This window comes from Microbacterium sp. ET2 (assembly GCF_030347395.1).
In the GTDB taxonomy this organism is placed as follows: domain Bacteria; phylum Actinomycetota; class Actinomycetes; order Actinomycetales; family Microbacteriaceae; genus Microbacterium; species Microbacterium albipurpureum.
The window spans coordinates 2796621-2818727 of the sequence record NZ_CP128170.1 but is presented as its reverse complement, the minus strand read 5'-3'; the positions used below and the strand labels follow the sequence as shown (position 1 = coordinate 2818727).

14 protein-coding genes and 2 pseudogenes are annotated in these 22107 nt (G+C 70.5%); 3 read left to right on the top strand and 13 right to left on the bottom strand.

Annotated elements, in window-relative coordinates; all coding sequences use genetic code 11:
- Nucleotides 1-14 precede the first annotated feature (14 nt).
- Nucleotides 15-983 (top strand): acetylxylan esterase, encoded by a 969-nt coding sequence (locus QSU92_RS13705; RefSeq protein ID WP_289262710.1) that lies wholly within the window; start codon nucleotides 15-17, stop codon nucleotides 981-983.
- 53 nt (nucleotides 984-1036) lie between these two features.
- Here QSU92_RS13705 and QSU92_RS13700 read toward each other — a convergent pair whose 3' ends face one another.
- Nucleotides 1037-3256 carry an NADP-dependent isocitrate dehydrogenase gene (locus tag QSU92_RS13700; protein WP_289262709.1) on the bottom strand — a complete coding sequence of 740 codons (2220 nt, stop codon included), beginning with the start codon at nucleotides 3254-3256 and terminating at the stop codon, nucleotides 1037-1039.
- Nucleotides 3257-3433: 177 nt separating this feature from the next.
- On the opposite strand from QSU92_RS13700, the gene QSU92_RS13695 reads away from it, so the two are divergent.
- Complete coding sequence (locus QSU92_RS13695) at nucleotides 3434-3886, top strand: GNAT family N-acetyltransferase (protein WP_289262708.1); 453 nt, start codon at nucleotides 3434-3436, stop codon at nucleotides 3884-3886.
- Between the two features lie 139 nt (nucleotides 3887-4025).
- On the opposite strand, the gene QSU92_RS13690 is transcribed toward QSU92_RS13695, so the two are convergent.
- The 10 genes and pseudogenes from QSU92_RS13690 to QSU92_RS13645 form a co-directional block, all read right to left on the bottom strand.
- Complete coding sequence (locus QSU92_RS13690) at nucleotides 4026-5843, bottom strand: ABC transporter ATP-binding protein (protein WP_289262707.1); 1818 nt, start codon at nucleotides 5841-5843, stop codon at nucleotides 4026-4028.
- Nucleotides 5840-7732, bottom strand: a complete 1893-nt coding sequence (locus QSU92_RS13685) for an ABC transporter ATP-binding protein (RefSeq protein WP_289262706.1) — start codon at nucleotides 7730-7732, stop codon at nucleotides 5840-5842. The genes QSU92_RS13690 and QSU92_RS13685 overlap by 4 nt, the downstream gene beginning before the upstream one ends.
- Before the next feature lie 259 nt (nucleotides 7733-7991).
- Nucleotides 7992-8507, bottom strand: a complete 516-nt coding sequence (locus tag QSU92_RS13680; RefSeq protein WP_289265911.1) for a methylated-DNA--[protein]-cysteine S-methyltransferase — start codon at nucleotides 8505-8507, stop codon at nucleotides 7992-7994.
- A gap of 100 nt (nucleotides 8508-8607) precedes the next feature.
- Nucleotides 8608-10146: pseudogene (locus tag QSU92_RS13675) on the bottom strand (DNA-3-methyladenine glycosylase 2 family protein); the annotation flags it as partial.
- A gap of 83 nt (nucleotides 10147-10229) precedes the next feature.
- On the bottom strand, nucleotides 10230-12413 hold the full coding sequence (locus tag QSU92_RS13670; protein ID WP_289262705.1) for a hypothetical protein: 2184 nt from the start codon (nucleotides 12411-12413) through the stop codon (nucleotides 10230-10232).
- A gap of 27 nt (nucleotides 12414-12440) precedes the next feature.
- Nucleotides 12441-13529, bottom strand: coding sequence for a glycoside hydrolase family 130 protein (locus tag QSU92_RS13665; RefSeq protein ID WP_422880382.1), 1089 nt, complete (start codon nucleotides 13527-13529; stop codon nucleotides 12441-12443).
- Nucleotides 13526-14365: a carbohydrate ABC transporter permease gene (locus QSU92_RS13660; RefSeq protein WP_289262703.1), complete on the bottom strand. Its 840-nt coding sequence runs from the start codon at nucleotides 14363-14365 to the stop codon at nucleotides 13526-13528. The genes QSU92_RS13665 and QSU92_RS13660 overlap by 4 nt, the downstream gene beginning before the upstream one ends.
- Nucleotides 14362-15348 carry a carbohydrate ABC transporter permease gene (locus QSU92_RS13655; RefSeq protein ID WP_289262702.1) on the bottom strand — a complete coding sequence of 329 codons (987 nt, stop codon included), beginning with the start codon at nucleotides 15346-15348 and terminating at the stop codon, nucleotides 14362-14364. The genes QSU92_RS13660 and QSU92_RS13655 overlap by 4 nt, the downstream gene beginning before the upstream one ends.
- Nucleotide 15349: 1 nt before the next feature.
- Complete coding sequence (locus tag QSU92_RS13650) at nucleotides 15350-16639, bottom strand: extracellular solute-binding protein (protein WP_289262701.1); 1290 nt, start codon at nucleotides 16637-16639, stop codon at nucleotides 15350-15352.
- 41 nt (nucleotides 16640-16680) lie between these two features.
- Entirely contained in the window at nucleotides 16681-17703 is a 1023-nt protein-coding gene (locus QSU92_RS13645) for a LacI family DNA-binding transcriptional regulator (RefSeq protein ID WP_289262700.1), read from the bottom strand.
- Between the two features lie 262 nt (nucleotides 17704-17965).
- On the opposite strand from QSU92_RS13645, the gene QSU92_RS13640 reads away from it, so the two are divergent.
- Nucleotides 17966-19399, top strand: a complete 1434-nt coding sequence (locus QSU92_RS13640; protein WP_289262699.1) for a dihydrolipoyl dehydrogenase family protein — start codon at nucleotides 17966-17968, stop codon at nucleotides 19397-19399.
- Between the two features lie 432 nt (nucleotides 19400-19831).
- Here QSU92_RS13640 and purH read toward each other — a convergent pair whose 3' ends face one another.
- Both purH and purN read right to left on the bottom strand, forming a co-directional pair.
- Nucleotides 19832-21436 carry a bifunctional phosphoribosylaminoimidazolecarboxamide formyltransferase/IMP cyclohydrolase gene (purH, locus tag QSU92_RS13635; RefSeq protein WP_289262698.1) on the bottom strand — a complete coding sequence of 535 codons (1605 nt, stop codon included), beginning with the start codon at nucleotides 21434-21436 and terminating at the stop codon, nucleotides 19832-19834.
- Between the two features lie 107 nt (nucleotides 21437-21543).
- A pseudogene (gene purN, locus QSU92_RS13630) lies at nucleotides 21544-22107 on the bottom strand (phosphoribosylglycinamide formyltransferase); the annotation flags it as partial.

Genomic DNA, 22107 nt, shown 5'->3' with positions numbered 1-22107 from the left:
GCTACGCTGACCCGGTGCCCCGCTTCGATCTGAGCCCCGCCGAGCTGGCGACCTATCACCCCACCGTTGCCGAACCGGCCGACTTCGACGACTTCTGGACCGGAACGATCGGCGCCGCGCGCGCCGCGGGGGGTGAGGTCACCGTCACCCCGGTCGCGACGCCGCTGACCCTCGTCGACACCTACGACGTGACCTTCCCGGGCTTCGCCGGCGACCCCGTGAAGGCCTGGCTGTGGGTGCCGCGCGGCGCGGAGGGACCCCTTCCGGCCGTCGTTGAGTTCAACGGATACGGAGGCGGCCGCGGACTTCCCCATGAGCGCCTGTCCTGGGCGAATGCGGGATACGCCCACCTGTTCATGGATACCCGGGGGCAGGGCAGCGGCTGGGGTTCGGGCGGCGAGACGCCCGACCCGCACGGGTCGGGGCCCGCGGCATCCGGCTTCATGACCCGCGGCATCGACGACCCCGCCACGTACTACTACCGGCGCCTGTTCACCGACGGGGTGCGTGGCGTGGACGCCGTGCGCGGGCTTCCCCAGGTCGACCCGACCCGCGTCGCCGTCACCGGCGGCAGCCAGGGCGGCGGGATCGCCATCGCGGTGGGCGGGTTGGTCGAGGGGCTGCGCGCGGTGATGCCGGATGTGCCCTTCCTCTCCCACTTCGAACGCGCCGTCGGGATGACCGACGCGGATCCCTACCAGGAGATCGTGCGCTACCTGCGGGTACACCGGGGCGCCGAGGAGCGAGTCTTCCGCACGCTGTCGTACATCGACGGCGTGAACTTCGCCGCCCGGATCTCGGCGCCCGCACTGTTCTCTGCGGCCCTTCACGACATGATCTGCCCGCCGTCGACGGTGTTCGCGGCGTACAACCGGGTGCCGGTCGCCGATAAGGCGATCGAGGTCTACCCCTTCAACGAGCACGAGGGCGGGCAGTCCTACCAGTGGCTCGTGCAGGCGGCGTTCCTGCGCGAGCGAATGTAGGCTGCCCGCCCTCGTCGCGGCGGTCCTCGGCGTCGCGGCGGTCCTCGGCGGCGTCAGGCGATGCCGTCGATGATTCCGTTCAGGGTCGCCGAAGGACGCATCACCTGCGCGACCCGGTCGGGGTCGGGACGGTAGTAGCCGCCGATCTCGACGGCGGAACCCTGCACGGCGATGAGCTCGTCGACGATGCGCTGCTCGTTCTCCGCCAGGGCCTCGGCGATGGGTGCGAAGGCGGCGGCGAGCTCGGGGTCGACGCTCTGGCGAGCCAGCTCCTGCGCCCAGTACAGCGCGAGGTAGAAGTGGCTCCCCCGGTTGTCGATGGTCCCGAGGGCGCGGCCGGGCGACTTGTCGTTCTCGAGGAACGTCCCGGTCGCGGCATCCAGCGTGTCGGCGAGGACCTTCGCCTTGCCGTTTCCGGTGACCTCGGCGAGGTGCTCGAGCGACGCGGCGAGGGCGAAGAACTCGCCCAGCGAGTCCCAGCGGAGATAGTTCTCGGCGACGAGCTGCTGCACGTGCTTGGGCGCGGAGCCGCCGGCGCCGGTCTCGAACAGGCCCCCGCCGGCCAGCAGCGGCACGATCGAGAGCATCTTGGCGCTCGTGCCGACCTCGAGGATCGGGAAGAGGTCGGTGAGGTAGTCGCGCAGCACGTTCCCGGTGACCGAGATGGTGTCCTCGCCGCGGCGGAGGCGGTCGAGGGAGTACTGCGTCGCCTCCGACGGAGCGAGGATCTCGATCGTGAGGTCGTCGGTGTCGTGGTCGGCGAGGTAGGTGTGCACCTTCTCGATGAGCGTGGCATCGTGCGCACGGGTGCTGTCCAGCCAGAACACGGCCGGCGCACCGGTCGCGCGGGCACGGGTGACGGCGAGCTTCACCCAGTCGCGGATCGCGACATCCTTGGTCTGCATCGCCCGCCAGATGTCGCCCTCCTGCACCTCGTGCTCGATGAGCACGTCGCCGGCCGCGTTCACGACCTGCACGGTGCCCGCAGCAGCGATCTCGAAGGTCTTGTCGTGGCTGCCGTACTCCTCGGCCGCCTGGGCCATGAGACCGACGTTGGGCACGGTGCCGATCGTGGCCGGGTCGAGCGGACCCTGCGCGAGACAATCGTCGATGACCGTCTGGTAGACGCCGGCGTAGGAGGAGTCGGGGATGACGGCGAGCGTGTCGTCTTCGCCGCCGTCGGCGCCCCAGAGCTTGCCGCCGTTGCGGATGAGCGCGGGCATCGAGGCGTCGACGATCACGTCGGAGGGGACATGGAGGTTCGTGATGCCCTTGTCGGAGTTGACGTACGACAGACGCGGACCGCCCTCGAGGTCGGCGCGGATGGCCGCCGCGATCTCGTCGCCGCCGTCGATCTCCGACAGCCCGGCGAGGATCGCACCGAGTCCGTCGTTGGGGGTGAGGCCTGCCGCGGTCAGGGCCGCACCGTGGCGTGCGAAGACGTCGGGGAGGAAGGACTTCACGACGTGGCCGAAGATGATCGGGTCGCTGACCTTCATCATCGTCGCCTTGAGGTGGACCGAGTAGAGCACGTCGTCTTCCCGTGCGGCCTCGATGGTCTCGGCGAGGAAGGCGTCGAGCGCCTTCGCGGAGAGGAACGTGGCATCCACGATCTCGCCGGGGAGAACCTTGATGCCGTCCTTGAGCACCGTCTCGGTGCCGTCGGCGGCGACCTGGCGGATCGTCAGCACGTCGTCGGTGGGGATCAGCGCCGACTTCTCGTTCGAGCGGAAGTCGTCGTGACCCATGGTCGCCACCCGGGTCTTCGACCCGTCGGCGAACGGCTTGTTGCGGTGCGGGTGCTTTCGCGCGTAGTTCTTCACCGACAGCGGGGCACGGCGGTCGCTGTTGCCCTCGCGAAGCACCGGGTTCACCGCGGAGCCCTTGATGCGGTCGTAGCGGGCGCGGATGTCCTTCTCCTCCACGGTGCGCGGCTCGTCGGGGTAGGCGGGGATGTCGTACCCCTGGCTCTGCAGCTCGGCGATCGCGGCCTTCAGCTGCGGGATCGAGGCGGAGATGTTGGGGAGCTTGATGATGTTGGCCTCGGGAAGCGTGGCAAGGCCGCCGAGCTCGGCGAGGGCGTCGCCGACCTGCTGCTCGGGAGTCAGATTCTGCGGGAAGGCCGCGAGGATGCGGCCTGCGAGCGAGATGTCGCGCGTTTCGATGTCCACACCCGCGGTACGCGTCACCGCCTGCACCATGGGGAGGAAGGAGGCCGTCGCCAGCGCGGGCGCCTCGTCGGTGTAGGTGTAGATGATGGTGGATTCCGTCACGTCTCTGTCCTTCATGCGGCCGCCGCCGGCCGTCGTTCGACTGTCGTTCACGTCGCATCCCACCCTATCCCAACCGGCCGAAGTATCTTGACGTCGAGATACTTCGGGCCGCGGTTCGGCCCGTTGTCGAGCGACCTCGTCGCACGTGAGGTGACCTTTCTCGCTAGCCTGTCGGGTATGGCCGAACTTCGCCTCGAAGAACTGTCCGCGTCCACGATCGTCGCGGTCAACAACATGTCGCTGAAGCCCGGCCAGGAGGAGTTCCTCTCACCGGTGAGCTACGGCATCGCCGCGACCGTGGTCAACCCGCAGACCTCGTGGCAGCGGGTGGTGCTCGACGGCGACGAGGTGGTCGGCTTCGTCAGCGCCAACTTCGACCCCGATTTCCCGCAGGAGTACTTCCGCTCCGTGCTGTGGCGCATCAACGTCGACGCCGACGATCAGGGCCGCGGTGTCGGCCGGTTCGCCGTGGAGCAGCTGCTCGCCGAGGCGCGCTCGCGCGGCATGGATTCGGTGAACGTGATCTACGAGGCCGGCGAGGGCGGCCCGGAGGCCTTCTTCCGCCGGGTGGGCTTCTCCCCCGTCGGCGAGACGGAGTACGGCGAGGTCATCGCCGAGGTGTCGCTCTAACCGCACGCCGGGCCTCGCCCCGCTCCCGCGTGCCCCGGGGCTCTTCAGCTCACAGAGTCGCGCCAACCTCACAGCCCGAAGGCCGGATGCTGTGAGGTTGGCGGCGTTCTGTGAGCGAGGCGGCGACCTGCACCGGGCGTCAGACCAGGGACTGCCGCCACGCCCGATGCAGCTGCGCGAACTTGCCGTCTCCGCTGATCAGCGTGTCGGGGGTGTCGTCCTCGATGATGCGCCCGTGCTCCATCACGAGTACCCGGTCGGCGATCGCCACTGTCGAGAGGCGGTGGGCGATGATGATCGCCGTGCGATCGGCGAGCAGGGTCTGCAGCGCCTCCTGGATCGCGCGCTCGCTCGGGATGTCCAGCGACGCCGTCGCCTCGTCGAGGATCAGCACCGCCGGGTCGGCGAGGAAGGCGCGGGCGAAGGAGATCAGCTGACGCTGCCCCGCCGAGACCCGGCCGCCGCGCTTGTTCACGTCGGTGTCATACCCGTCGGGCAGCTTCTCGATGAACGACTCCGCACCGACCGCCCGCGCCGCGGCCCGGATCTGGTCGAGGGTGGCGTCGGGCTTGCCGAGGGCGATGTTGTCCGCGACGGTCCCGCTGAACAGGTACGCCTCCTGCGTGACCATGACGATCGCGCGTCGCAGGTCTTTCGGGTGCAGGTTCCGCAGGTCGACGCCGTCGAGCGACACCGACCCGATGGTCGGGTCGTAGAAGCGCGAGACGAGCTTGGCCAGCGTCGACTTCCCCGCCCCGGTCGTCCCGACGAGCGCGATGGTCTGGCCCGCGGGGATGTCGAGGGAGAAGTCGGGCAGGATGACGCGGTCGTCCCCGTATCCGAACGTCACGCCGTCGAACCTCACGTGCCCGCGCGCCGACCACAGGTCGACCGGCCGCTTCGGATCCGGAACCGTCGGCTGCTCCTCCAGCACACCCGACACCTTCTCCAGCGCGGCGACCGCGGACTGATAGGAGTTCAGGAAGAACGCCACCTCCTGCAGGGGGGAGAAGAAGTTCCTCACGTACAGCACCGCCGACAGCAGGAATCCGAGCCCGAGCGCCCCGGTCGACACCCGGATGCCGCCCCATAGCACCACCATCGCGATCGCGATCGAGGCCACCGCCATCAGCCCCGGCTCGAAGGTGCCGAACAGGCGGATCGAGCGGATGTTGACGTCGCGGTAGCTGAGGGCCAGGTCGCCGAATTCCTTGTCGTTGCGCTCCTCGCGCCGGAAGGCCTTGACAGCGCGGATGCCCGTCATCGACTCGACGAACTTCACGATCACAGACGCGCTGACCACCCGCGACTGGCGGTAGACCATCTGGGAGCGCTTGTAGAACCAGCGCATGAGGAGGAAGAGCGGAATCCCCATGATGATGAGGATGACGCCGGACTGCCAGTCCACGAGCAGCAGTGCGATGAGGGTGAACAACCCGAAGAGGATGCCGGAGACGAGCTCATTGAGCCCACCGTCCAGGAGCTCGCGGATCGTGTCGAGGTCGCTCGTCTGCCGCGAGATGATGCGGCCCGACGTGTACGACTCGTGGAACTCCAGGCTCAGCTTCTGCGTGTGCAGGAAGATGCGCTTGCGGAGGTCGAGCATGACCGCCTGGGTGAGGCGCGCGGCAACGACCACGTACCAGCCGATGAGGGCGGCACCGCCGATGCCGCTGAAGAGGTAGAGACCGACCACGACGATGGTGGGCATCCAGTCGTTTTGATCGACCACGGCGGGCAGGGCGTTGTTGATGCCGAATCCGATGAGCGCCGGACCGGCGACGCGCAGCGCCGTGGAGACGACGAGCACCGCGGCGGCCAGCACGAGCTGCCAGCGCACGGGCGCGATCAGCGAGCCGAGGAGACGGAGCGAACGGCGCCGGATGGCGCGGCTCTCTTCCCGGGTGTAGTCGGAGCGGTCTTCGCCGCTGGTTCCGGTGACGGTGGTCGTGCTCATCGGGTCACCTCCTTCTCGAGGGCATCGAAGGGTTCGTCGCGGCCGTCGGCCGGGGCGTCGAGCACGTCGGACGGGTCGCGCGCCTCGCGCTCCGCGAGCTCGAGGCTGGAGATGACGTGCCGGTAGTGCTCGCTCTCCCGCAGCAGATCCGAGTGACGGCCGACCGCCGTGACGCGCCCTGCTTCCAGCAGCGCGACGCGGTCGGCGAGCATCACGGTCGAGGGGCGGTGCGCCACCACGAGGGCGGTGGTGTCCTTCAGCACGACGCGGAGCGCGTCTTCGACGAGAGCCTCGGTGTCGACGTCGAGCGCCGACAACGGGTCATCCAGAACCAGAACGCTGGGCCGTGCCGCCACCGCCCGCGCGAGCGCGAGACGCTGACGCTGACCGCCGGAGAGGCTCAGCCCCTCTTCACCGATGACGGTGTCGACGCCGGCAGGGAGGTCGTAGACGAATCTCGCCTGAGCGACGCCGAGGGCCTCATGGAGGATCCGCTCGGCCTCGTCGGAACCCGGCTCGAGGTCCTCGCGCCCGAGCAGGATGTTCTCGCGCACAGTCTGCGAGAACAGCGTCGCGTCCTCGAAGGCCATGCCGATATGACGTCGCAGGTCCTTCAGGGTGAGGTCGCGCACATCCGTCCCGTCCAGGGTCACCCGTCCGCCGGTGACGTCGTAGAGCCGCGTCGGGAGGGTGGTGAGCGTCGTCTTGCCGCTTCCGGTCAGCCCCACGAGCGCCATCGTCTCCCCCGGCTCGAGAACGAGGTCGATGCCGTTCAGCAGATCGGCCTCGTGGGCGCCCGCATCCTGGTAGCGGAAGTGGGCGTCCTCAAAGGCCAGCTGACCGCGCACGTTCGTCAACTGCACGGGTCGGGCGGGGTCGGTGATGGTGTTCTCCTCGTCGAAGACCTCGAAGATGCGGTCGGTCGCCGTCCGCGCGTCGAGGGTGAAGGAGAAGAGGAACCCGATGGACTCCATCGGCCAGCGCAGCACGGTCGTCATGGCGAAGAATGCGATGAGGGCGTCGACCTCCAGCTGTCCGGTCGCGGCGAGGTAGATGCCGGTGCCCAGGCACAGCGCGAAGGCGATGTCGGGCAGGATCACCAGCCAGAACCAGATCCACCCGACCGCACCGGCCTTGCGCAGCTCGGTCTGGCGGAGGGTCTCGGCCTGGCGGGCGAATTTCTGGAGGGCGTGCTTGCCGCGACCGAAGGCCTTGAGAACCCGGATGCCGTGGACGCTCTCCTCCACGGACGTGGCGAGGTCGCCCGCCTGGTCCTGACTCTGACGGGCGAGGGTCCCGTAGGCCTTCTCGAACCGGTATCCGGCGTACCACAGCGGCGCGGACACCACGAGGAACACGGTGCCCAGGAGCCAGTGCCAGCGGAACAGCAGCGCGGTGCCGACGACGATGGTCAGCACGTTCACCACGAGCAGCACCAGGCCGAAGGCCATCCAGCGGCGCAGCGTGCTGATGTCCTGCATCATGCGGCTCAGGAGCTGTCCCGACTGCCAGCGATCGTGGAAGGCGACCGGGAGGCGCTGCAGACGCGAGTAGAACGTCTGACGCAGCTCGTACTCCACCATCGTGGCGGGGGCGAGCACGAACCAGCGGCGCAGATACACCATCGCCGCCTCGGCGATGCCGAGCCCGAGGATCGCGGCGGCGCCCCACCCGATGAGACCGAGGTCGCCGGAGCTGATCGGCCCCTGGACGATCGCCTCGAGCACCAGCGGGATGCAGAGGGCGAGCAGGCTGGCGATGAGTGCGCTGCCGGCACCGAGCGAGAGGCGCGGAAGCACCGGGCGGACGAAGGGCAGCAGCCGCGCGAGCGCGCGGGGTGTGGACAGGTGGGCTTTCGCGGATGTCGCGGGCGGAGCGGAGGAGGTCATGATCCTTGGTGGGACGTGGCGGAGAAGCGCTCACTCGTGGTGAGACGCAGAAAGGAGCGCTGCTCGAACGGAACGCTCGGAGCGCGGCGGTTATGCCGGAGGAGAACCCGAGGAGTGCGAGCTACCGCGCCGTGGGGAGGAGGGCGGCGATCTTCGCGACGTGGTCGACCTGATACATGGCATCCTCCAGGGTGTGGGGTGGTCCGAAGCCACCGCGATCGCGACAGCCCTCCAGACTAAACCTGGGAAGCGGCTGTGATCAAGAGGCAGTTTGCGCCAGAGCGCGTCGGGTCTCGCGATCGAGGAGTGCGCGTTTGACGTCGAGCCCCCAGGCGAAGCCTCCCAGGGTGCCGTCGGATCGGAGCACGCGGTGGCAGGGGACGAAGAGCGCCGGCGCATTGCGCGCGCAGATCGAGGCCGCGACGCGGACCGCACGGGGGTTGCCGAGCCGGGCGGCGAAGGCGGCATAGGTGAGCGGCCGCCCGGGTGCGATGCCGCGGAGGGCCTCCCACCCGGCGTGCTGCAGGGCCGTGCCGTGCTGACGGACCGGGACGGCGTCGATGGCCGCGGAGTCGCCGGCGTAGTAGGCGGTGACGGCCACGGCCGCCTCGGTGTCGCCCTCGGCGATCGCGTCGGGACGGTGGGCCGGGGCGAGGCGGGCGAGGAGCGCGGCGTGGTCGGCGGTCCACCCCGACGCCTCGACGAGACCCTCGTGCTCGAGGATCGTGAAGGCGCCGTCGGGAGTGTCGAGGGTCTGGATGATCGCGGTGCTCATGAGGCGGTCCTCCGGCGGGTCGGTGCGGTGACGGGTGGCGGATCGGTGGGGCGCAGGGCGACAGGTGGGGTGGGTGGGGGTCGGTCACGGGGTCGGCCATGCGGGTGTTCGTGCTGTCCGCGGTGTCGGCGGTGCGGTCGTCCGCGCGCCACGCTCGCGTGACGGGCGCCGCGTACCAGAAGTGCGCCATCGCGTAGCTGCGCCAGGGCGCGGTGCGCTCGGCCCACGCCGTGAAGCCCCGCGGATCGCCGGGAAGGCCGAGGGCCGCCGCCCCGGTGCGGGCCGCGACGTCACCGGGCAGCAGCACATCGGGGTCGCCCAGGACGCGCATGCGCACGTAGTCGGCCGTCCACGGTCCGACGCCCGGGAGGGCGAGCAGCCGGAGGCGCTGCTCGGCCCTGTCGTCGCCCGGGCCGAGGGCGAGGGTGCCGTCGGCGAGCGCCGCGGCGGTGGCGATGACGGCGCCCACGCGCGCTGCCGGTCCCCGCAGCACCTCGTGGCCACGCTCGGCGATCACCGCCGGATCGGGGAAGAGCGTCATCGGCCCGTCGGGGGTGTCGGCAGTGGTTCCGAGTGCCGCAGCGAGCCGCCCCTGCATCGTGCGCGCGGCGGCGACACTGATCTGCTGGCCGATCATCGCCCGCAGAAGCATCTCGCCGGAGTCGATAGCCCCCGGAACGCGCACACCCGGGATGTCCGCGACCGCAGCGCCCAGCTCGGGATGAGCCGACAGCGCCTCATCCACCGCCAGCGGGTCGGCGTCGAGGTCGAACAGCCGCCGCACCCGCGCGATGAGGGTGCTGAGGTCGTGCAGCGACGACGGGCGTGCGCGAAGACGCAGCCGCCCGGCATCCTCGCGCACCTCGAACCACGCGGGTCCGGCCGGCAGCCGCACGACCCGGGCGAAGGATGCGGCGTCGCCGCGCTCGACGCCCGGAACGGCGTGCGCGCGCATCCAGCCGAAAAGTCCCGCGGTGTCGATGGGTCCCCGCAGCGGCAGCGCGAGGTCGATCGTCCCGGGAGTGGGGGCTGCGCCGTGGAGGCGATGTCGGCGTGCTCGGAGGTCGCGCGGCGGCATCCCGAACACCTCGCCGATCGTGTCGGTGAACTGACGGACGCTGGTGAACCCCGCGGCGAAGGCGACGTCCGCCGACGACAGATCGGTGCCCACGAGCAGGGTGCGGGCGGTGTGCGCGCGCTGAGCGCGAGCGAGGGCCAGGGGGCCGGCGCCGAGTTCGGCGGTGAGGAGTCGGGTGAGGTGGCGCGCGGAATAGCCGAGGCGCCGGGCGAGGCCGGGGACGCCCTCGCGGTCGACGACGCCGTCGATGATGAGCCGCATGGCACGGGCGGCGAGGTCGCCGCGCACATCCCAGGCGGGCGATCCGGGCGCCGCTTCGGGCAGGCACCGCTTGCACGCGCGATAGCCCGCCTCGTGCGCGGCGGCCGAGGTGGCGAAGAACGTGACGTTCTGCTCTCTGGGGGTTCGGGCGGGGCAGCTGGGCCGGCAGTAGATGCCGGTCGAACGCACCGCCGTGACGAACTGCCCGTCGAAGCGCCGGTCGCGCGACTGGATGACCCGATACCGCTCGGCGAAGCCCATGTCGCGGGGCGTCGCGTGCACGGTCTCGGGCGTCGTCATGCCCCCAGCCTGTCACGCTCGGAGGTGAGGTTCCGGCGGAAATCGGACACGGGGGTGGTGCCCCGCGCACACCCCCGTGTCGCTCAGCCCTCGGCGAGCGCGAACCGCCGCGCGGGAAGCGCGGCACACGGGAGGGGATCGACACACGGGAGGACCACAGCCCCCCGCCGAATCCTCCCGTGTGCCGATGTCCTCCCGCGTGCCGCCGCACCCGGTCGCGACCTCGCCGCGCTCAGCCCTCGGCGAGCGCGAAGCCGCCGCGCGGGACGACCACGCTCGCCTCGCCGGTCACCGACGTCGTGCGCACGAGCTCTCCCTCCTCGTCGTAGACGCGGATCGTCGAGGCGACACCGTCGGCGCCGAGGGTGGCGCGCTGCACGCCGACCGCGGTCGACTGCACGAGGCTCGGTGCGCGCACCGTCGCCCTCGAGCACGAGCCGCGAGAGCCACGGACGAACCAGGATCGCGTCGAGCATCAGCTCGCCGCTCAGCGCTTTCACGCTGACCTCGTCGCGGTTCTCCGACAGCAGCGCGGTCAGCGCGTACGGCAGGAGCACGCCCGGCGCCGGCGAGATGCCCTGCGCGGGCCCGGTGACCTTCAGCTGCCCGCCCGATCGCCAGGTCGACCTCGAGGTCTCACCCGGATCGGACCACACCACCGGCTCCAGCCAGCGCCGCGTGTCGGCGGTGCCGACCTCCCAGGTCGCCTCCTGACCGGGAGCGAGCGTCAGGGCGTCGCCCGACCAGCTCGACTCCCCCGTCCACGACTCGGGCGTGGTGACGGTGCCATCGGTGGCCACGGCGTCTTCGGCTTCGACGACACGCAGGCCGTCCTGCGCGGCGACGGTCGTCAACGCCGTGGCGCGCGCCGCGACCGCAGGGTGCGCGTCGAGCGCGAGCATCGTCAACAGGCCGTGGATGGCGCTCTCGGCACCGCTGTTGCGGTTGATCGTGCCATCGGGCTGCAGGCCGTCGTAGGTGACACCGGTCGCGGGGTCGTACATCGGCTCCCCCGCCCGGTTCGCACCGAAGTACCACGCCGCCTGGAGGCCCGCCAGGCTCTCGAGCCCGGCCGAGCCCGTGGCATCCGCGACCGACAGCAGCGACTGCACCCGCGAGTCGACGCCATAGGCGATCTGCACCCGGTCGGTCGGGCTCGGGAACCAGCCGTTGTCCGCCCCGCCGGCGGTCAGCAGCGTGGGGGTGAAGACGGCCGTGTCGGCCACGGCAGGTGCCAGCAGCGACGGGTCGTCGAGGACATCGGATGCCACGGCGAGAGCCGCCGGCATCTGCGATGCCCACGCGTGCCACATGCTCCGCGACTGCGCCCACGGGAGCACCGCGCCGTAGGGCCATGATTCCTCGTCCCCGGCCGACATCGCCGCGATGCCCTCCGCGAGCTTGGCCAGCGCGTCCCGTGCGGCAGGCGCGTCAGGGCCTGCGGACGCCCGCGCCGCGAGTCCGATGACGGCCTCAGCCGAGGCATCCGCTCCGTCGACGATCAGCCACGCCGGAACGCGCAGCCCGTCGGACTCGGTCCACTCGCCGTAGCGCGAGAGCACCTGACGGTCGAGGGCCTCGAGGGCGAGGTCGAGCCGCTCGTCGAGGAACGCCGCGAACCCCGGGTCGACGTCGGCGAACGCGGCGTAGCCCTCGCCGAGCGCCCAGATCGTGCGTGCGAGCCAGTAGCTGGCGCCCGAGTCCGACGGGTCGGGCAGCTCGATCGGCTCGGCCGACGGATTGAGCGTGCCGTCGGGCTGCATCCACAGCACGACGTTGCCGGCGTTCGGGCCGGTCACCGTCTGCATGTAGGTGAGCCCGCGCAGAAGCTCGTACGCCTTGTCGGCGCTCGCCTCGTCGCCCGTCTGCTCGAAGTGCCGGAGGTAGACCACCGCCGCCCGGGAGATGTCGTCGGCGTTGTACGCCCCCTGCCCCCAGTACCCGGTCTCGGGGTCGAGGGGTCCGCCGCCGACCCGCTCGAACGTGCCGCCGTCGCGGGCGTCGGCGTACGTCCACGGGAAGGTCAGTTCGGGTTCCTCGGCGAGGCGGTAGGTGGTGTGCCCCTCGACGCCCGGCGGCGGTGTGGCCTGGTCGAGCAGGAAGTCCAGGTGCGAGAGGTTCGTCAGTGGTGCGGACGGGACGGATGTCGCCGCCGCGACCGGCGCCGGCGCAGTCGCCGCCGCGGGGCTCGCGAGCCCCACGGTCAGGGCGACCACCGCGGCGCCGGTGACGGCCCAGCGCGCACCTCGTCGTGCGTGCGTGTTCATGTGCTTCTCCTTCTCAGTCGGTCGAGCTCAGTCGGTCGTGGCGTCGGTGCGTTCGAGCAGCGCGACGCCGATCTTGGAGTCGGCCATCCCGTAGAAGACGAAGTGGCGTCCGTCGATCTCCTCGATCGCGGTGGGGAACACGACGTTCGGCACGATGCCGCTGCGCTCGTCGTCGGTCTCTGGCCGCAGCAGCGGCTCGGGCGTTCGCGCGATGACCCGGCTGGGGTCGTCGGCGTCGAGCAGCAGCGCGCCGGCGGCGTAGTTGACCTTCTGCTGCTGCGAGAAGGCGCTGTCGATGACGCCCGTCACCCCGTGGTGAAGCACCAGCCACCCCTCGGGCACGCGCAGCGGCGGCGGCCCGCCGCCGATCTTGACCTCCTCGAAGGGGAACTCCGGCCCCGCGACGAAGCGGTGCTGCTCCCACAGCACGAGGTTCGCGATGTCTTCGCGCACGACGTCGAGGGGGACGTAGCTGATCCAGATCGACTGGCGCTCGTCGGTGACACCGGCGGGCACCCGCACGCCCTGACCGGGCTTGGTCTCACCGATGTCCCACATGGGGCGGTGCAGCACCGCGAGACTCAGCGTCCCATCCGGCGCCGTCACCGGCTCAGGGAAGAAGACGGTGTCTTTGTTGTGGAAGAGGTTGAGGTCCATGTCGAGCGACTCCTCGTACCGGAACAGCGCCGGACCCAGACGTCGCCACTGGCGGAGATCGGGCGAGACCGCAAGCGCGGTCCGCGGTCCGAGCGGGCCGTACGCGACGTAGGTCATGACGTGGAGCCCGAGGGCCTCGATCCAGGTGACCCGGGGGTCTTCGACGCCGGCGTTGTCGGCGCCCCGCTCCCACCCGCGATCGGGCTGGAGCACGACGCCCTCCCGCTCGACTCCCACCGGCACGCCGTCGTCGATCACGACGCGCGCGAGGCCGACCCGCGAGACGTTGCCCTCGGCGACGAGCCGGGGCAGGAGGTACAGGGTGCCGTCGGGACCGCGACCCGAGGCCGGGTTCAGCACCCCCTCGGCCTCCTGCGCGTCGCCGGGGGTCGGTGTCATCACGACGCCGACACGCGTCATCCGATAGGGAACGGTGGTCAGGGGGGATGTCATTGTCATCCTTTCACTCCGGATCCGAGGTCGTTGCTGGTGAAGTAGCGCTGGAAGATCAGGAACAGCGCGACAGCGGGGGCGGCGAGCACGACGGCGCCCGCGAGGGTCGCGCCGAACGGGTTGGCGGTGGACGCGGCGATGTTCGACAGGAAGTTGGCCAGCGACACCGCGAGGGGCTGCATGGAGGCCTCCTTGGTGATGAGGAAGGGCCAGAGGAACTCGTTCCACGGGCCGATGAAGGTCAGCAGCACCACCGTCAGAAGCGCCGGGCGCACGAGCGGCAGGGCGACGTTCCACAGCAGCCGCAGCTCACCGGCGCCGTCGATGCGGGCGGCGTCGAAGAGCTCCTTGGGCAGCTGGAGGAAGTACTGGCGGAAGATGATGACCGCGGTGGAGTTGATGAAGAACGGCAGGATCATGCCGGCATAGGAGTCGGCGAGTCCGTAGTCACGCGCGATCATCACGTAGAGCGGGATCATCAGCAGCTGGAACGGGATGACCTGTACCAGCAGCACGAGCGAGAAGGTGGCGCTCCTCCCCCGCCAGTGCAGCACCGCCAGGGCGTATCCGGCGAGCACGCCGAACACCACGGTTCCGAGGATCACCCCGCCGGTGAAGATGCCCGAGTTCGCCAGACCCTGCAGCAGGTCGATCCGCTCGTTGATGGCGCCGTAGTTGTCCAGCGTGAGGTTGCCCGGGTCGGGGAACGCGCCGCTCGGCGACGGGTCGACCGTCGTCTGCAGCGACCCGATCACCATGTAGTAGAAGGGGAAGAGGAACGCCAGAGCCCCGAGGCTCAGCACGACGTACATCGCGGCGGAACTGCCGAGGGCCCGTTTCATCGGTCCTCCCCTCCCACGAATCGGCGCTGGAGCGCCGCGATGATCAGTACGAAGATGATGAGGATGACCCCGATCGCCGCGGCGATGTCGGGGTTCCCCTGCTCGATGCCGCGCTGGTAGATCAGGAGCACCGGCGAGGTGGACGCGCCGTTGGGTCCGCCCCCACCGGTGAGGAGGTAGGGCTCGGTGAAGAGATTCGCTCCGGTGATGGTCGCCAGCAGCACCACGAGCAGGGTCGCGGGACGAACGCTCGGCACCGTGACGGAGAAGAACTGCCGGATGCGGCCACCGCCGTCCATCGACACCGACTCGTAGAGCTCGCGGGGCACATTCTGCAGCGCTGCGAGGTAGAGCAGGATGTAGAACCCCAGCCCCTTCCAGGTGACGAACAGGGCGATGGTCGGCATCGCAAGGGCGGAGTTGATCAGCCACGACGGGTCGGGGGCGAGCGGCCCGAGGATGTTGTTGACCAGGCCGTTGCCCGAGAAGAGGAACAGCCACACCGCGACCACGGCCACCGACGCGGTGACGTAGGGGACGTAGTAGGCGACGCGGAAGAAGGTCTTCGCCCGCGCGACGCGGTCGAGCGCCGTGGCCAGCAGCATCGACAGGGCCACGGTCAGGGGCACGTTGATGAGGAGGAAGATCCCGACATTCCCGAACGACCGCCAGACGTCGGGGTCGCTCAGCACGGCGGCGTAGTTGTCGAACCCCACGAACGGGCGGTCCACGACCGCCCCGGGTGCGGCGAAGAAGTAGTCGTGGAACGACATCCACACCGCGAACACGATCGGGTACGCGAAGACGACCCCGATGAAGATCAGATAGGGCGCGGCGAAGATGAGGCCCAGCGGTTGCGAACCCAGGATGCGGCGCAGCATCCCCTTCGGTCGATCAGACCCGTCTGCGCCGCCTCGCCCGGGCTGCTCCCGGCCAGGGCGCGCCGTGGCGTCCTGACCGGGAGTGCCGGTGGAGACGGTCATGTCAGTCTCCCGCCGCCAGGTCGTCGACCTCGGTCGCGGTGTCGGAGAGGAACGCGGGGATCTCGCCCTCACCGAAGATGACCGCCTCGGAGTAGCCGTCGCGGAACGTCTGCCAGATCTCGACCGAGTTCGGCACGTTCGGCACCTCGACGGTGCGCGACGCCTGGTCGCCGAACTGCTCGTAGGCGGGGTTCGCCGCGAAGTAGTCGGGGTAGGTGCCGGTGAGGTCCTGACGCAGCGGCATCTGGCCGGTGGCCTCGAGCCACAGTCCGTCCTGCTCCTCGCTGGTGGCGAACTTCAGCACGTCCCACGCGGTGCCCTTGTTCTCGCAGGCGGTGAACAGGCCCACGTTCTTGGCGTCGCTGAAGGTCCAGGTCTCGTCGGCCGCGGTGCCGCCGGAGGTCGGGACGGGAACCGAGCCCCAGTCCACCGTGTCGCCGTAGACCGAAATGGCCCACGGTCCGACGATCGCCATGGCGGAGTAGCCGTCGGCGAACGCATCGCCCTGGTACTGCTCCTGGCCGGCCAGTCCCTCCGCGTACAGGGTGCGCCAGAAGTCGGCGACCGCTTCTCCCTCGGCGCTGTCGAACGTCGCGGCGCCGTCTTCGACCAGCTGGGTGCCACCGGTCTCAGCGGCGTAGAGCGGATAGAAGTCGAACCACGACTGGAAGAACTCGCTCGTCGGGGCGGGGTTGATGGCGTACTCCGCCACGCCCGCCTCGCTGAGGGTGCGCGAGGTCTCGAGGAACTCGTCGTAGGTCGACAGCGCCGGGTTCTCGGGATCCAGTCCCGCCTCGGCGAAGAGGGCCTTGTTGTAGAAGATCATCACGGGGTTGCTCTTCCAGGGCATCTGGTAGAAGCCGCCGTCCTCCGAGCGGTACTGCTCGGCGAGGTCGCCCGAGCGCTCGGTGATGTAGTCCTCGCCGTCCTCGAACTCGGTGAGGTCGACCAGGCCCCCCTGGCGCTGGAACTCCGGCACCGCGGCGGGCGAGGTGTTGAAGATCAGGCAGGGGGCATTGCCGGCGGTGATGGCCGCGCTGATGACCTCCTCGCTGGAGGACCCCGCGGGAATCTCCTGCGCGGTGATCTGCTCATCGGGGTTCTCGGCGTTCCACGACTCGACCATCTGCTCGGCCCAGGCGATCTCGGCCTCGTTGTTGGAGTACCAGATGGTGATGTCGCCGCGGCTGTCCATGCCGCCGGCGCCACCGCCTCCGCTGCCGCCGCTGCAGGCGCTCAGGGCGAGGATGGCCGCGGCGGCTCCCGCCACGGGAATGATGCGTCGTCGCATGTTCATCTCCTTGTGCGTGCGGGCGATGCCCGCGGGTGGGGTCAAGCGCGTGGAGCGCCGGTGGAGGCGCGCACCACGAGCCGGGGGTCGGCGAGGTCGATCGCGCCGGCCTCGGCGCCGGCGATGGCTTCCAGGAGCGCCCGCGCCGCCGCCGCGCCCCATCCGCGCGCGTCGGTGGAGACGCTCGTGATGGCGGGGTGGAGGTGACGGCCGATCTCGGTGTCGTCGAAGCCGGTGATCGACAGGTCGCGCGGCACGTCGAGGCCGCGCCGCTGGGCGACCCCGAGGCCGGCGATGGCCATGTTGTCGTTGGAGTACACGATCGCGGTCGGCGGCGTCGCGGCATCCAGCAGCTCTTCGGTGGCGCGGGCGCCGTCCGCGGCGCTGAAGTCGGTCTCGATGATGCGGGAGCGGATGCCGCGGGCGCGCGCTGCCGCGGTGAAGGCCGCCGAGCGGTGCTGCCCGTGGAGCATCGAGAAGGGGCCGGCGGCGTGGGCGATGTCGGTGTGACCGAGGTCGGCGAGGTGATCGACCGCGAGGCGGATGCCTGCACCGTCGTCCACCGAGATGGACGTGAACGGGCTCGCCACGTCGGGGACGCCGAGGGTCACGGCGGCAAGGCCCAGTTCGGCGATGAGCGCGATGCGCTCGTCGTCGGTGCGGAGGTCGGAGAGGATGACACCGTCCACCCTCTTGTCGGCGGCGAGGCCACGGTAGGTCTCGGCCTCCTGGCGGCCCGGGGTCGCAGCGGCCAGGACGAGCACCTGTCCCGACACCGAGAACTCGTCCTCGACGCCGGCGATGAACGACGGGAAGAACGGGTCGGCGGCGATGACGTCGGGGCTTCGGCCGATCACGAGGCCGCACGCGAACGCACGGCCGACGCTGAGGGAGCGGGCACGCAGGTTCGGGCTCCAGCCGAGCTCGGCGGCGGCGGAGAGGATGCGCTCCCGCGTGTCGGGGGCGACCCCGGCGCGACCGTTGAGCGCGAACGAGACGAGGCCCTTGCTGACACCCGCGCGGCGCGCGACGTCGGCGATGGTGGGGCGGGTCTGCTGCGTCATCCGTCACCTCTTCGTGTGTCGACGTATGTCTAAACCGGTTAAGTACCTACCCTAAAGCGGTTTAGGCGACCGCGCAACCCCTCCCTGCGACCACCCGCGTCGCAGAATCCCGTCTGGGTCGCACGATCCGGCGGAAATCCTGCGACGCAGGCGTGATCCCGCGACCGACGTCCGCGGTCGCGGCACGGCGGGAAGGAGCGGCGCAGCGGCGAGCACCCGCAATCCCGCCCGCGCGCGGGCACGCGGCGTTAGGGTCGGGACCATGGACATCACCCGGGAGTACGACGTCGTTGTCATCGGTGCCGGAGCGGTCGGCGAGAATGTCGCCGACCGGGCCGTGCAGGGCGGGATGAGGACGGTCATCGTCGAAGCCGAGCTCGTCGGCGGCGAGTGCTCGTATTGGGCGTGCATGCCCTCGAAGGCGCTGCTGCGGAGCGCGTCGGCGCTGCGGGCGGCGCAGGTCGTGGATGGCGCGAAGCAGGCGGTGACCGGAGACCTCGACGTCTCGGCGGCGCTCCGTCGGCGAGACCGCATCACCCACGAGTGGAACGACGACTCGCAGGTGCAGTGGCTCCAGAAGGCGGAGATCGACCTCGTGCGGGGTCACGCGCGCCTCGACGGAGAGAAGCGCGTCGTCGTCACCGACGACGAGGGCATCGACACCATCCTCCTCGCACGGCACGCGGTAGCCGTCTGCACCGGTTCGGCGGCTCTGCTCCCCGACATTCCGGGGCTCCGCGACGTCGAGCCGTGGACGAGTCGCGATGCGACCGCGGTGCAGCATCCTCCCGCATCGCTGACGATCCTCGGGGGCGGCGTCGTGGGAGCCGAGATGGCGACCGCGTTCGCCGGTTTCGGAACGAAGGTGACGCTGGTGGCCCGGTCGGGGCTGCTCGGCGGCACCGAGCCGTTCGCCGGCGAGATGGTCGAGGAGTCGCTTCGCGGGCTCGGGGTGGACGTGCGCAAGAACGTCGAGGTCACCCGCGCGCGTGCCGCCGACGACGGGCTGGCTGTCCTGGAGCTGTCGGACGGATCAGAGGTCGCCGCCGAGCGCGTGCTGGTCGCCACCGGCCGCACCCCGCGCACGACCGACCTGGGATTGGAGAGCATCGACCTGGAGTCCGGCACCTGGCTCGACGTCGACGACACGATGCTCGTGCGCGGCACCGACTGGCTGTACGCCGTCGGCGACGTCAATCACCGCGCCCTGCTCACCCACCAGGGGAAGTACCAGGCGCGTGCCGCCGGCGACGTCATCGCGGCACGCGCGAAGGGCGGCGCGGTCGACGACGCGCCCTGGGGTGTTCACGTCGCGACGGCCGACCACGCCGCGGTGCCGCAGGTGACCTTCACCGACCCCGAGGTCGCGTCGATCGGACTCACCGCCGCCGCCGCGGAGAAGGCGGGCCTGCCCTTGCGGGTCATCGACTACGACCTGTCGTGGGTGGCGGGAGCATCGACGGTGTCCGACGACTATGTCGGCCGCGCGCGGGCGATCATCGACACCGAACGCGAGGTGCTGGTGGGTGCGACCTTCGTGGGGCCCGATGTCGCCGAGCTCCTCCATTCCGCCACGATCGCCGTCGTCGGAGAAGTGCCGCTGTCCCGGCTCTGGCACGCGGTTCCGTCCTACCCGACGGTGAGCGAGGTGTGGCTCCGCTTCCTCGAGGAGTACGGCCGCCCGACCGCGGACTGAGCGCGGCCCTCGACGAAAGGTCGCCGCCCGCCGTGATCGAGGTCGGTGCGGTGTGGTTGACTGCCCCGATGTCGACCGTGACCCTCCGGCCCTGGGCGCCCGAGCACCTTCCCTTGCTCCTCGCCGCCGACGCCGCGGACATGACGCGATTCCTCGGCGGGCCCGAGGGTGAGGACGCCGTCCGGCGTGCCGCTCCGCGGGGTTCGCTGATCACGGTGAGCGCGCTTTCCCGTTCCGCGGCACCGTTCTGCGCACTCGGGTGCGGGCCCTGGATCTCCACACGGCTTAGACGTCGGAAAGGCACGTGCTCGGCTGGGCCACCCGCTCGCCCACGCCGAGCACCCCCATCGCGACGAGCCACCCGCCCTCGCGCGGTGGGTCGCCACGATCGCGGTGGCTCGACGCGTGCGCAACGCCGTGCGTGCCGCGCGCTCAGTGGAAGAAGTGCCGCTCCCCGGTGAAGAACATCGTCACGCCCGCGTCGCGCGCAGCCGCGATGACCTCGTCGTCGCGCACCGACCCGCCGGGCTGCACGATCGCCGAGACGCCGGCGTCGATGAGCACGCGCGGGCCGTCGGCGAAGGGGAAGAAGGCATCGGATGCGGCGACCGAACCGGTCACGCGATCCCCCGCCCGCTCGACGGCGAGACGGCAGGAGTCGACCCGGTTGACCTGCCCCATGCCGATGCCGACGGTGGCGGAGTTCTTCGCCAGCACGATCGCATTCGACTTCACCGCCCGGCACGCCTTCCAGGCGAAGATGAGGTTCGTCATCTCGTCTTCTGCGGGCCGCTCCCCCGACACCAGCTGCCAGTCCTTCGCGACCGACTCGATGTCGTCGGGGAAGCGGTCGGCGTCCTGCAGCAGCAGGCCGCCCGAGACGAGACGGACGTCCATCCGCTCCTGCCGCCAGTCGGCGGGCAGCTGCAGGATGCGCAGATTCTTCTTCAGCCGGAACACCTCCAGCGCCTCCGGCTCGAACTCCGGGGCGACGATCACCTCGGTGAAGATGTCGCGCAGGTTCTCGGCCATCTTGAGCGTGACGGTGCGGTTCGCCGCGATGACGCCGCCGAAGGCCGACACCGGGTCGCACTCGTGCGCGCGCAGGTGCGCGGAGGCGATCGGGTCGAGGGCGTTGGGCGCCGTGACGGCGATGCCGCAGGGGTTGGCGTGCTTGATGATCGCCACCGCGGGCTTGACCATGTCGAACGCCGCGCGCAGCGCGGCGTCGGCGTCGACGTAGTTGTTGTACGACATCTCCTTGCCCTGGAGCTGGGTGGCCTGAGCGATGCCGTGCCCGCCGACGCGGGTGTAGATCGCCGCGCGCTGGTGCGCGTTCTCGCCGTAGCGGAGGGTGGCCAGGCGCTCGGCCTTGATCGTCAGGTGGGCCGGCAGGTCCTCCTCGGCGAGCGTCCCCTCGGCGAACCAGGCCGCCACGGCGGTGTCGTACGACGCGGTGTGAGCGAACGCGCGGGCGGCGAGCTCGCGGCGCTGGGTCAGGGTGGTGCCGCCGCCGCGGACCGCGTCGATGATCGCGGGGTAGGACTCGGGAGAGACGACGATGGCGACGTTGGCGTGATTCTTGGCCGACGCGCGCACCATCGCCGGGCCACCGATGTCGATCTGCTCGACGACCGCGTCGCCCTCGGCGCCGGAGGCGACGGTCTGGACGAACGGGTAGAGATTCACCACGACCAGCTCGAACGCGGCGATGCCCAGTTCGCCCAGCTGACGCTCGTGGTCTTCCAGCCGCAGATCGGCGAGGAGGCCCGCGTGCACGGCGGGGTGCAGGGTCTTCACGCGCCCATCGAGCGACTCGGGAAAGCCGGTGACCGCCGAGACGTCCGTCACCGGGAAGCCGGCGTCGCGGATCGTCGCCGCCGTCGACCCGGTCGAGACGACCTCCACACCGGACGCGGCGAGGGCCTCGGCCAGCGGCAGCAGATCGGTCTTGTCACTCACCGACACCAGTGCGCGGCGGATCGGCACGACATCTCGGTCGCGGTACAGGGACGGATCGTGACTCGGGCCGGCCATGGGTCTCCTTCTCGAGGCGTGCGGGGATGGGTTGCGAGGGGGGTCAGACGGGAGCGGATGTCGGTGACGCCGGCGTCGCGGGAACCGCGGCGCGAGCGAGGTCGAGGCTCACCGGTCGCGATCCGGCGGACCACGTCGATCATCAGGCGGCGCTCGACGGGCTTGATGCGCTCGTGGAGGCGGTGCTCGTCGTCATCCGAGAGGATCGGCACGCGCTCCTGAGCGAGGATCGGCCCGGTGTCGACACCGCTGTCGACGAGGATGACGCTGGCGCCGGACTGGGTCGCCCCGGCGGCGAGCGCATCTCGCACCGCATGTGCTCCCGGGAACTCGGGAAGGTACGCGGGGTGGGTGTTGATGATGCGGGGGCTCCACGCCTGGACGAACGCGGCGGGCAGGAGCCGCATGAGTCCGCTCAGCACGATGAGATCGGGGTTCCAGACGCGCAGCTGGGCGTCGAGTTCGGCTCCCCACGCCTCGCGCTCGGCGGCGCCGCGCCACGGCACGAGCAGGGTCGGCACACCGAAGGTCTCGGCGTGGGCGAAGCCGTCGGCCTGGCGGTCGGCGCCGACGGCGATGATGCGCGCCGGATAGTCGGATTCGGCCGCGGCCTCCAGCAGCGCCCGGAGATTGGACCCCGCGCCCGAGATGAGGACCGCGACGGTGAGCAC